Below are 11,138 nucleotides of genomic sequence, written 5' to 3' on the forward strand. Positions count from 1 at the left end.
TTCTCACGAAGAAAAGGGCCCCGCCGCGAACCGCGACGGGGCCCTTCCCGAAAGGCGTCAGACGCCGAGGTCACCACCGAGATAGGCGGCCCGCACCTGCGGGTCGTCCAGCAGCTCGGCACCGCGGGCGCTCTTGACCACTTGACCGGTCTCCAGCACGTACGCGCGGTCGGAGAGCTTCAGCGCCTGCTGCGCGTTCTGCTCCACCAGCAGGACCGTGGTCCCGCGCTTGTTGATCTCGCGGATGATGTCGAAGATCTGCGCGATCAGCATCGGCGCCAGACCCATGGACGGCTCGTCGAGCAGCAGCACCTTGGGTTTGGTCATCAGCGCGCGGCCGATGGCGATCATCTGCTGCTCGCCACCGGACATCGTGCCGCCGAACTGGCTCTTGCGTTCGTTCAGCCGCGGGAACAGCTCGTAGACCTCGTCGAGGTCGGCCTTCAGGTCGTCCTTGCGGGTGTAGGCACCCATCAGAAGGTTTTCCTGCACCGTCATACCGGGGAACACGCCCCGGCCTTCCGGTGACTGGCCGATCCCGAGTTCGACCCGCTTGTGCCCGGGAGTCTTCGAGATGTCCTTGCCGTCGAAGAGGATCCGGCCACTGGTCAGCGGACGCAGCCCCGAGATCGTCTTCAGCGTCGTGGTCTTGCCGGCACCGTTGGCCCCGATGAGCGAAACGATCTCGCCCTCGCCGACCTCGATGGTCATTCCCTTGAGCGCGGCGATCTTCCCGTAGTGGACGTTGATGTCCTGGACCTCAAGAAGCATCTTCCGCCACCCCCAGGTAAGCCTCGATCACCTTTTGGTTGTTCTGCACCTCGTGGGGGAGCCCTTCTGCGATCTTCTGGCCGAAGTCGAGCACGGCCAGCCGGTCGCTGATGTGCATGACCAGACTCATGTCGTGCTCGATGAGCAGCACGGTCCGGCCGTCGTCACGGATCTTGCGGATCAGCTGCTGCAGCGAGTTCTTCTCCGCCGGGTTCATCCCGGCGGCGGGCTCGTCCAGCAGCAGCAGCTTCGGGTCGGTCGCGAGCGCACGCGCGATCTCCAGACGGCGCTGGTCGCCGTAGGAGAGGTTCTTCGCGGTGTTGTTCTCGACCCGGCCGATCCCGACGAAGTCCAGCAGTTCCCTCGCCAGCTCGCGGCCCCGCTTTTCTTCCTTGCGGTGCACGGGCAGACCCAGCGTCGCCGAAATCGCCCCGGTCTTGTGGTGCGAGTCGGCACCGACCATCACGTTCTCGAGCGCCGACATGTTGTGGAACAGCCGGATGTTCTGGAACGTGCGGGCGATCCCGGCCTGGTTGATCTTGAATCGCTTCATCCCGCTGACCTGGCCGCCGTTGAAGCGCACCTGGCCTTCGGTCGGCTGGTAGACGCCGGTGACCACGTTGAAGACCGTGGTCTTGCCCGCGCCGTTCGGGCCGATCAGGGCGAAGATCTCACCTTGGTTGATGGTGAGGTTGACTTCCTTCAGGGCCGTGACGCCGCCGAAGCGCATCGTCACGTTGTCGAATTCGAGCAACGCGCTCATTTCGTCACCTCCGCCGAAGCCTCGGAATCCGGACCCGCGACTTCGGCGCCCATGGCACCCATTCCGCCCGTTCCTTCGTGTAGTTCCGCTTTGCGTTGCCGCGACGGCAGCAGACCCTCCGGCCGCAGCGCCATCATCAGCACCAGCACGCCGCCGAAGATCAGGATGCGGTACTCCGACAGGAACCGGAACCGCTCCGGCAGCCAAGCCACGAGGAACGCGCCCAGGATCACGCCGGGCAGGTTTCCCGCGCCGCCGAGCACCACGGCCGCGAGAATGGTCGCCGACAGGATGAACGGGAAGTTGTTCGGTTCGATGAAGACGGCCTTGCTGGCGTAGACCACACCGGCCATCCCACCGATCATGGCGCCGATGGCGAACGCGAGCAGCTTGAACTTGAAGGTCGGGACGCCCATCAGTTCGGCGGCGTCCTCGTCCTCGCGGATCGCCGCCCACGCCCGGCCGACCCGGCTTCGGTGCAGCCGCACCGAGAAGACGATCGCGACGACGATCGCGGCCAGGATCAGGTAGTAGTACGGCGCCGGGTCGAGCAGGAACTCGGTACCGAACATCGGCTCCGGGTGCGGGACGTTGGTGATCCCGCGGGCGCCACCGATGGCGTCGGTGTTCGTCGCGGTGATCCGGACGATCTCACCGAAGCCGAGGGTCACGATGGCCAGATAGTCACCGCGTAGCCGGAGCGTCGGAGCACCGAGGATCACCCCCGACATCGCCGCGAGGAAGATGCCCAGCACGAGGCAGGCCCAGAATCCCCAACCGTACGTGGTGCCCATCACGGCGAGTGTGTAGGCGCCGATCGCGAAGAACGCGACGAAACCGAGGTCGAGCATGCCCGCGTGACCGACGACGATGTTCAGGCCGATCGCCAGCAGGATGTAGACCCCGACCGGGAAGATCAGCACCGTCGTCCAGTCCGCGTCCGGAGACATGATGGAACCGATCGCGGGCGCGGGAAGAATCAGCGCCCCGATGATCAGGGCGAGGTAAACGCCATACCGCTGCCAATGCGGAGCAACGGCCCACCAATCCCGCATCCCGTCGATGGGGTGAAAGCCGGCGCGCGCGGACTTTCCGTTCTCTGAGGACTTTTCAGCCACTTCTTCGTTGCCCTTCATGCGCGTGCCCGCTGCAGCGATTCACCGAGAATGCCGGTGGGACGGAACATCAGGACCAGCACCAGTACCACGAAGGCGGTGACGTCCTTCCATTGTGAACCGAAGAAGATCGAACTCCAGTTCTCCACCAGACCGAGCACGATGCCACCGAGCAGAGCGCCGCGCAGGTTGCCGATACCTCCCAGCACGGCCGCGGTGAACGCCTTGATGCCGAGGAGGAACCCGATCCGGTAATCGGTGTTCTCGTACTCCATGACGTACAGCGCCGCTGCCACACCGGCCATCGCGCCACCGAGCAGGAAGGTGAGACGCACGATCTTGTCGATGCTGACACCCATCAGCACGGCGGCTTCGGGATCCTGCGCCGTGGCGCGGATACCCCGGCCGATGCGGGTGCGGCTGACCAGCTGGTCGAGGACCACCATCATGATCACGGCACCGACGATGACGAACACGTGGTCCGTGCGCACGACACCGTTGCCGATGCGGAAGAGCTCCTCGTGCGGGATGAACCGTGGCGCGTTCTGTTGCACCCGGCCGGATTTGTCCGTGATCCATTCGATGACCTCGAGGCCGAACAGCTCCTGCAGGAACAGCGAGGCGCCGATGGCGGAGATCAGGGCGGCCAGGCGGGTCGCGCCCTTCTTGCGGAGTGGCCGGTACGCCACTTGCTCCAGCAACACCGCTGCGCCGCCGGACACGGCGGCCGAAGCGATGATGATCAGCAGCAGTACGGCGATCATCCCGAACACGCCGAGCGTGATCGGGGCGGTGCCGCCCGCGATGCTGATCAGGACGAACAGGGACGTGATCGTCCCGATCATGAAAATCTCGGAATGTGCGAAGTTGATGAGCCGGAGCACGCCGTAGACCATTGTGTAGCCGAGGGCGATGAGGGCGTAGATGCTTCCGGCGACCAGTCCGCCGATGGTGCTACCGAGGAACTGGGCTTGCAGATCTTGAAGCATGACGTGGATGCCTTACGGGACGGGGCGGATTCTTTCGCCACATTTGCGGGAAGCGGGGGTGCTGTGTTCGCACAGCGCCCCCGCCTCCGTTACGTGTTCCTACCTGCTCCGTCAGCCGTTGAGCTTGGCTTCGGTCGAGGCGCCGAGGTTCTTGATGGCGCCGTTGGTGACCTGGTAGACGTAGATCGCGTTCGTCTGCGGCTCGCCGTTCTCCTTGAACTTGATCTGCTTCGAGACACCCTTGAAGTCGACCGTCTTCAGGAACTCGTTGATCTTCTCCGAAGTGGTGTTGCCGGCCTTGACCGCGTTGATGATGGCGGTCGCGGCGTCGTAGCCCTCGGTCGCGTAGATCGCCGGGTCGGCGTTGTACGCGGCCTTGTACTTGGTGACGAACTCGTCGCCCGTGCCGGCGTCCTTGATGTTGCAGGGGCAGCCGATGACGGCCTTCTCCGCGGCGGCGGTGCCCGCGCCGCTCACGAGCTGGGCGTCGAGCGAACCGTCGCCGGTGGCGAAGGTCGCGGTCACCTGGCTGTCACGAAGCTGCTTGAGCAGACGGCTGCCCTGGGCGTAGTAGCCACCGAAGAGGATGACGTCCGGGTTGGCGGCCTTGACCTTCTGCACGGTCGAGGAGTAGTCCGACGCGTCCTTGGCGAACTTGTCGCGATCGACCGGGACGTTCTTTTCCTTGAAGGTCTTCTCGAAGGCGTCCGCGAGGCCGACGCTGTATTCCTGGTCGTCCGAGATGACGTAGGCCTTCTTGGGCGACTTCGCCGTGATGAGGAAGTTCGCGATCGCCGGGCCCTGGTCGTTGTCGTTCGCGACGACACGGTGCCAGTACTTCCAGCCGTTGGCGGCCAGGCCCGGGCCCGTCGCCGAGGGCGAGACGCTCGGGATCTTGTTCTGCTCCAGCTGACCGCCGATGGCCTTCGACTCACCGGAGAAGGCCGGGCCGATCAGCGCGGTGATCTTGTCCTGGCCGACGGCGGTCGCGATCAGCGACGTCGCCTGCTCGGGCTTGCCCTGGCTGTCGTACTCCTTGAGTTCCAGCTTCGTCGCCGGGTTCGTCTTGTTGTACTCGTCGATAGCGAGCTTGGCGCCGTTGCGGGGCGGGATCACGATCCCGGAGTTCTCACCGGTGAGGTCACCCATGAACCCGATCTTCAGCGTGCTGCTGTCACCGCTGCCGGACGAGCTGCTGCCGCCAGCGCAGCCTGCCAGCGCAAGCGATGCAGCCGCCGCGACGGCGAATACCCGTCCAAAACGCACTCCTGACACCGACTACCTCCCATGACCAACCAGCCGCCGGTAGGCGTTGCCCCCGACACAGGGGCTAGGTTAGGGCAGGAAGATATCCCCCTACGCCATGATCTGCACAGGCGCCCATCACTCTGTGTCCACATCGTGACGGTCGAAACCAGAACGAATTGCACGAAAAGGCGAATGTTGCCGGTTGGCGAGTCTCCGCTGGTCACGCTGGGGATTCACCGTTACCACGTCGATCATGCTCGTGGGTAATGATCATGTTTCAGGCGCGTATCTTGGGCTTTTTCACCACCTTCGTGGGCGTCCGTTCGCCGTAACAATGCTGCCCCAAAGGGCGTCAACGGTGCCCTCTTCTCCTTCGGGCTTGACAACCGCCGGTTGTCACCGAGATCCGAACGGCTGTTGGATTCCGGCCCTGGCCAGGGGATTGGCTGTACCCAGAGCCGGAAACGAGGACTGGGAGAGCATGAAGATGAGCGTCGAAACGATCGAAGGCATGGCCGCGGGAGTCCCGTTCGTGGCGGTGCCGCCGTCGGACGGAAAGCGTCCGGCGCCGCTGGTGCTGACCTGGCATCTGCTGGGCGCGCCGTTCAGCGAGGCGGCGATGGCGGCGGCGCTGCCGATGCGGGAGCTGCACGCGTGGCGGGTGCACCTCGGGTTGCCGCTGACCGGCAAACGCTTCCCGGAAGGCGGTTTCGAGGGTTTCTTCCGCCTGGCGAGCGAGGACAACGTGCTCAACGTCGTCGAACCGCTCACCCGGCAGGTCGAGGCGGAGTTCCCGGCGGCGCTGGCGGAACTGTGCTCTCGTTTGTCCATTGAGGACGGCCCGATCGGGTTGGTCGGTGGTTCGCAAGGCGGCGCGGTCGCGCTGCAGCTGTTGACGCACCCCGAGTTCGAAGTGGCCGCGGCCGCGCTGGTGAACCCGGTGATCCAGCTTGCTCCGGTGATCGCCGCGAACGAGCGCGTCTACGACGTCACCTACCGCTGGTCGGACCGGTCCCGCGCGGTGACGGACGAGTACGACTACGTGCGGCGGGCGGAAGAACTGGGCGCGCCGGTGCTGCTCGTCGTCGGCGAGGAGGACGACGTCTCGATCACCGAACCGGCCGAAGCGCTGCACAAGGCGCTGGGGGAGCGGCGATCCGAACTCGTCACCATTCCCGGGATGGCGCACGAATTCGCGGAGGCGCCGGGCTTCGAACCGGCACCACAGACCGCGCACGCCCGGCTCGTCGACGCCGAACTCACCCGCTGGTTCGCCCGGCACTTAGCTGTCTGAGGTCGTCGTCTGGCAGCCAGGACCGCTCGGGATCGTAGGCGCACCAACCCTCTTCGTGACCGGTCCGGCCCGCGAGCGCCAGCAGGCGCCGCAGGGCCGGGCCTTCACCGCGCCGCCACACCATCGACCACGGGAACAAGGGCGAAGGCTCGAAGGGCAGGACCCGCAGATTGAGGTCGGAGGCGAGATCCATGTCGGCACCGGCGAGCGTTACCCGTCGCTTCCCGTAACGGGTTTGTTCCAGGGTGTGCCTGAGGTCGTAACTGACCCCTGAATCGTCGATCGGGACGCCGAATTCTTTGCATAGGCGTTGCAAATAAGAAAGCCATTCGACCGGGCCTGCCAATTGCGGGATCCAGATGCCCTCACTCCGGAGATCGGACATTTTCAGGACATCGTTGTCCGCGAGTGGGTGTTCCGGCGCGAGAAGGGCGACCAGCGGTTCCAGTCGGACGAGCCGATGATCGAGTTCCGCGGGTACTTCGCGGCCGAGGTCGGCGACGCGGCCGAAGGCGAGGTCGATCTCGCCACGGACCAGCGGGTCGAGGGCGTTGGCCAGCCCGCGTCCGGCGACGCGTTCGACGGCCAGCTCGGGATCGCGTTCGGCGATGCGCCGCAGCAGGAACAGGGGCGACAGGCGCGGGTCGATGACGTCGAGCCGTGGCGGGCGGTCCCGCAACCCCATCGCGGCGACGGCGGCGTCCGAGGCGCGGAGCAGCTCGCGCGCGTGCGGGAGAAGGCGGTCACCGTCGGGAGTCAGTTCGACGGATCGGTTGGTGCGCCGGAAGAGCTGGACCGACAGGGTGGCCTCGAGTTTCCGGATCCGCTTCGACAGCGCCTGCTGGGTGAGGAACAGGGATTCGGCCGCGCGACCGAAATGCCCGTGGTCGGCGGTCGCGACGAACGCCCGCACCTGAGCCGTGTCGAGGTCCACGCCCGCTCCTGCTCCCGTGTCGTGCAATGAAGGGGCCTTTCCATCCTGAGGTTTCGAGGGTGTGGGGGGCGTGAGTGGTGATGACGGTTCTGGCGGACCGGTACTTGCTGACCTGCTGGAACCTGACCTCGCCTTGGTGCCGCTACGTCCGAGTGGGGAGGATTCCGGCCGTCCAACGGCCGGAATCCTCCCCACTCGGCTGTGTCAGCCGCGGGGGCCCGAGCGGCACGACGTTGATCAACATCGGGCCGGGGCAACCTCACGACGATGTGGGAATCGGGACACTCACTGTCCCGATCCCCACATCGCCACCCCGACCCGACCGGGTCAAACCCTCCAGCCGCCTTACGGAAGGGCGAAGGACACCCCGGCCAGGTCTTACCGCACAGTCGACTACCTGCGAGGTAAGATCTGCTCGTGAATGGCGCCACTCACGCCCCCACACCCTCTGAACCTCAGGATGGAAAAGGCTCATTGCACACCCTGGACCGGTGCTCAGGTGCCCGGCGGCCGCTCCCGCACGATGCAGGTCAGCCGCGCGGTGCACGACCGACGCCCCTCGTCGTCGGTCAGCACGATCTCCGCGGTGATGGTCCCTCGCCCGACGTGCACCGGCGTCGCGACTCCGGTCACCCGGCCGGAGCGGACCGCCCGATGGTGGGTGCACGAGAGTTCGAGGCCCAGGGTCGCCTTGTCGGTGCCCGCGTTGAGCGCGGCGACCAGCGATCCGAGCGCCTCGGCGACGACGGCGTTCGCGCCGCCGTGGAGCAGGCCGTACGGCTGGAGGTTGCCCTCTACCGGGATGCTGCCCACGACGCGTTCGGGACCGAGTTCGCTGATCTCGAGCCCGAGCTTGTCGTTGAGCTGTTGGCCGGCGAAGGCCGGGTCGATCCCGGCGAAGGATTCGAGGGCTTGATCGGTCACGCAAAGCTCCTTAACATTCGTGAACCCGCCACCCCGATCGCGGGGCCTCCGGCCTGGCGGGCAGCTCCGCCGACAGCCCGCAACCGACACGACAGGTAGGACTGTCAGACCCTCACCCTAGACTCGCTCTCGTGAGCCCGAGTGAGAACACGACCGTTGCCAAAGCCACACCCGCCACCGCACAGGCCGAGCGGCCCAAACTGCTGCTCATCGACGGCCATTCGATGGCGTATCGCGCCTTTTTCGCCCTGCCCGCGGAGAACTTCAAGACGAAGACCGGGCAGACGACCAACGCGGTGTTCGGGTTCACCTCGATGCTCATCAACCTGCTGCGCGACGAGGCGCCGACCCACCTCGCGGTGGCGTTCGACCTCTCCCGCAAGACCTTCCGCTCCGAGACGTTCAAGGAGTACAAGGCCAACCGCAGCGCCACGCCGGACGAGTTCAAGGGCCAGGTCGGCCTGGTCGAGGACGTGCTGAAGGTCCTCGGCATCCCGGCGCTGACCAAGGAGAACTACGAAGCCGACGACATCATCGCCACGCTCACGACACAGGCGACCGCCGAAGGCTTCGACGTCCTCATCTGTACGGGCGACCGTGACGCGCTCCAGCTGGTGACCGACCAGGTCACCGTGCTGTACCCGAAGCGCGGCGTGTCGGAGATGACCCGGTTCACCCCGGAGGCGGTCGAGGAGAAGTACGGCCTCACCCCGGCGCAGTACCCGGACTTCGCCGCGCTGCGTGGCGACCCCTCGGACAACCTGCCCAGCATCCCCGGCGTCGGCGAGAAGACGGCGGCCAAGTGGATCAGGCAGTTCGGCTCCTTCAACGACCTGATCGACCGGGTCGACGAGGTCAAGGGCAAGGTGGGTGACGCGCTGCGCGAGCACCTCGGCGCGGTCATGCTGAACCGCCAGCTCACCGAGCTGATCCGCGACGTCGAGCTGGAGCTCGGCCCGTCCGCGCTCGAACTGCGCCCCTGGGACCGCGAGGCCGTGCACGCGCTCTTCGACGAGCTTGAGTTCCGCGTCCTGCGTGACCGCCTCTTCGCGACCCTGCAGAGCGCCGAGCCCGAGGCCGAGGAGGGCTTCGAGGTCAGTGGCGCGAAGCTCGCTCCGGGCGCTCTGACGGACTGGCTCTCCGCGCACACCGGTCAGGACGAGCCGGTGGGCCTGGCGTTCCGCACCACGGGGGCCTCGGTCCGCTCCGACCTGAAGGCGATCACCTTCGCGGCGCCGGACGGCGAAGGCGCGTACGTCGACGTCACCGCGATGGACGCCGAGGACGACAAGGCGCTCACCGCCTGGCTCGCCGACGAGAAGATCCAGAAGATCGGCCACGAGCTCAAGATCCCGCTGCACGCCGTCCGCGCGCGCGGCTGGGCGTTCGCCGGGCTCGTCATGGACACCGCTCTCGCGGCGTACCTGGTCCGTCCCGGCCAGCGCACGTTCGAGCTGGACGACCTGGTACTGCGCTACCTGCACCGCGAGCTGCGTTCCGAGGCCGACACCGGCGACGGGCAGCTGTCGCTGCTCGACGGTGGCGCCGAGGACATGGAGCAGAAGGAGATCCAGGCCGAGCTGGTCAAGGCCCGCGCGGTCGCCGAACTGGCGGGCGCGCTGACCGGGGAACTCGGCGAACTGGGCGGCGCACAGCTGCTCGCCGAGCTGGAACTGCCGCTGCTGCAGGTGATCACCGGTCTCGAAGCGGCCGGTATCGCGGTCGACATCGAGCACCTGACGGATCTGGAAGCGCACTACCTCAGCCGGGTCACCCAGGCCGCGGAGGAGGCGTACGCGGTCATCGGCAAGCAGGTCAACCTCGGTTCGCCGAAGCAGCTGCAGGTGATCCTGTTCGACGAGCTGGGCATGCCGAAGACCAAGCGCACCAAGACCGGCTACACCACCGACGCCGAGGCGTTGCAGAGCCTGTTCGAGAAGACCGAGCATCCGTTCCTGCAGCATCTGCTGGAGCACCGGGACGCGACCCGGCTGCGCACCACGGTCGAGGGCCTGATCAAGGCGATCGCCGACGACGGCCGCATCCACACCACGCTGCTGCAGACGATCGCCGCCACCGGACGGCTCTCCTCGGTCGACCCGAACCTGCAGAACATCCCGATCCGCACCGAGGAAGGCCGCCGCATCCGCGACGCGTTCGTCGTCGGCGACGGGTACGCCGAGCTGATGACGGCGGACTACAGCCAGATCGAGATGCGGATCATGGCGCACCTCTCGAAGGACGAAGGACTGATCCAGGCCTTCAACAGCGGCGAGGATCTGCACACGTTCGTGGCGTCGCGCGCGTTCTCGCTGCCGCCGGAGGAGATCACGCCGGAACTGCGGTTCCGGGTCAAGGCGATGTCGTACGGCCTGGCGTACGGGCTTTCGGCGTACGGTCTTTCGCAGCAGCTGCGGATCTCGACCGAAGAGGCCAAAGAACAGATGGAGGCGTACTTCTCCCGCTTCGGCGGCGTGCGCGATTACCTTCATTCGGTCGTGGGCGACGCGGCGAAGGTCGGTTACACGGAAACGATCTTCGGCCGCCGCCGCTATTTGCCTGACCTCAACAGCGACAACCGCCAGCGCCGCGAGATGGCCGAGCGGATGGCGCTCAACGCGCCCATCCAGGGCAGCGCGGCCGACATCATCAAGGTCGCGATGCTCAACGTGCATCGCGCGCTGACCGAGGCGAAGCTGAAGAGCCGCGTGCTGCTGCAGGTGCACGACGAACTCGTCCTCGAAGTCGCCGACGGCGAGCGCGAGCAGCTGGAAGCCTTGGTGCGCCAGGGAATGGGCTCGGCCTACGAGCTGGCGGTGCCGCTCGAGGTCTCCGTCGGGTACGGCCGGTCCTGGAACGACGCCGCGCACTAGCCCTCGTGAGTGGTGATGACGGTTGTTGAGGGGTAAGTCAAAACGTGTCGTGGTGGAGTTGACGGGAGCGGGCAGCGGCTGGCCGTAAGACCCTCAGCAGCACCACCAGCCACGCGGCGGTGCGTGACGGACCCCTTCCCTCGGCTCAGCTGAGCAAACTCGACCACACCTTCCCCGGTACATGATGGCCCCCTTCCTTGCGCCAGGCGCAAGGAAGGGGGCCATCA

Annotated in this window: 10 protein-coding genes; 3 read left to right on the forward strand and 7 right to left on the reverse strand. The window is 66.3% G+C overall.

Translation table 11 applies throughout. The features are described 5' to 3' along the window. Window positions 1-57: 57 nt before the first annotated feature. From ACZ54P_RS39045 to ACZ54P_RS39065, 5 genes are all read right to left on the reverse strand, one after another. Window positions 58-771, reverse strand: coding sequence for an ABC transporter ATP-binding protein (locus tag ACZ54P_RS39045; protein WP_465466647.1), 714 nt, complete (start codon window positions 769-771; stop codon window positions 58-60). Beyond that, window positions 761-1,534 (reverse strand): ABC transporter ATP-binding protein, encoded by a 774-nt coding sequence (locus ACZ54P_RS39050; RefSeq protein WP_465466648.1) that lies wholly within the window; start codon window positions 1,532-1,534, stop codon window positions 761-763. The genes ACZ54P_RS39045 and ACZ54P_RS39050 overlap by 11 nt, the downstream gene beginning before the upstream one ends. Further along, window positions 1,531-2,670 (reverse strand): branched-chain amino acid ABC transporter permease, encoded by a 1,140-nt coding sequence (locus ACZ54P_RS39055; protein WP_465466649.1) that lies wholly within the window; start codon window positions 2,668-2,670, stop codon window positions 1,531-1,533. Before ACZ54P_RS39055 ends, ACZ54P_RS39050 begins: the two co-directional genes overlap by 4 nt. Next, entirely contained in the window at window positions 2,667-3,638 is a 972-nt protein-coding gene (locus tag ACZ54P_RS39060) for a branched-chain amino acid ABC transporter permease (RefSeq protein WP_465466650.1), read from the reverse strand. Before ACZ54P_RS39060 ends, ACZ54P_RS39055 begins: the two co-directional genes overlap by 4 nt. Before the next feature lie 111 nt (window positions 3,639-3,749). Then, window positions 3,750-4,787: a branched-chain amino acid ABC transporter substrate-binding protein gene (locus tag ACZ54P_RS39065; RefSeq protein WP_465466651.1), complete on the reverse strand. Its 1,038-nt coding sequence runs from the start codon at window positions 4,785-4,787 to the stop codon at window positions 3,750-3,752. On the opposite strand from ACZ54P_RS39065, the gene ACZ54P_RS39070 reads away from it, so the two are divergent. Further along, entirely contained in the window at window positions 4,786-4,929 is a 144-nt protein-coding gene (locus ACZ54P_RS39070; protein ID WP_005159379.1) for a hypothetical protein, read from the forward strand. The genes ACZ54P_RS39065 and ACZ54P_RS39070 overlap by 2 nt on opposite strands. Window positions 4,930-5,367: 438 nt before the next feature. Beyond that, window positions 5,368-6,180: an alpha/beta hydrolase family protein gene (locus ACZ54P_RS39075; protein ID WP_465466652.1), complete on the forward strand. Its 813-nt coding sequence runs from the start codon at window positions 5,368-5,370 to the stop codon at window positions 6,178-6,180. On the opposite strand, the gene ACZ54P_RS39080 is transcribed toward ACZ54P_RS39075, so the two are convergent. Continuing rightward, a complete protein-coding gene (locus tag ACZ54P_RS39080) occupies window positions 6,146-7,114 on the reverse strand; it encodes a LysR family transcriptional regulator (protein WP_465466653.1) in 969 nt (322 codons plus the stop codon). The genes ACZ54P_RS39075 and ACZ54P_RS39080 overlap by 35 nt on opposite strands. A 495-nt stretch (window positions 7,115-7,609) precedes the next feature. Further along, the gene (locus ACZ54P_RS39085) at window positions 7,610-8,038 is read right to left on the reverse strand and encodes a PaaI family thioesterase (protein ID WP_465466654.1); all 429 of its coding nucleotides are present in this window, start codon (window positions 8,036-8,038) and stop codon (window positions 7,610-7,612) included. A gap of 131 nt (window positions 8,039-8,169) precedes the next feature. On the opposite strand from ACZ54P_RS39085, the gene polA reads away from it, so the two are divergent. Next, the gene (polA, locus tag ACZ54P_RS39090; protein ID WP_465466655.1) at window positions 8,170-10,911 is read left to right on the forward strand and encodes a DNA polymerase I; all 2,742 of its coding nucleotides are present in this window, start codon (window positions 8,170-8,172) and stop codon (window positions 10,909-10,911) included. Window positions 10,912-11,138: the final 227 nt, after the last annotated feature.

The organism is Amycolatopsis sp. NPDC034160, from assembly GCF_055575355.1.

Bases quoted from the DNA above. Each gene is read 5' to 3' on its own strand.
- ACZ54P_RS39070 (WP_005159379.1), top strand. From the start codon at position 4,786: ATGAACCCGATCTTCAGCGTGCTGCTGTCACCGCTGCCGGACGAGCTG.
- ACZ54P_RS39050 (WP_465466648.1), bottom strand. From the start codon at position 1,534: ATGAGCGCGTTGCTCGAATTCGACAACGTGACGATGCGCTTCGGCGGC.
- ACZ54P_RS39045 (WP_465466647.1), bottom strand. From the start codon at position 771: ATGCTTCTTGAGGTCCAGGACATCAACGTCCACTACGGGAAGATCGCC.
- ACZ54P_RS39075 (WP_465466652.1), top strand. From the start codon at position 5,368: ATGAAGATGAGCGTCGAAACGATCGAAGGCATGGCCGCGGGAGTCCCG.
- ACZ54P_RS39065 (WP_465466651.1), bottom strand. From the start codon at position 4,787: ATGGGTGACCTCACCGGTGAGAACTCCGGGATCGTGATCCCGCCCCGC.
- ACZ54P_RS39055 (WP_465466649.1), bottom strand. From the start codon at position 2,670: ATGAAGGGCAACGAAGAAGTGGCTGAAAAGTCCTCAGAGAACGGAAAG.
- ACZ54P_RS39060 (WP_465466650.1), bottom strand. From the start codon at position 3,638: ATGCTTCAAGATCTGCAAGCCCAGTTCCTCGGTAGCACCATCGGCGGA.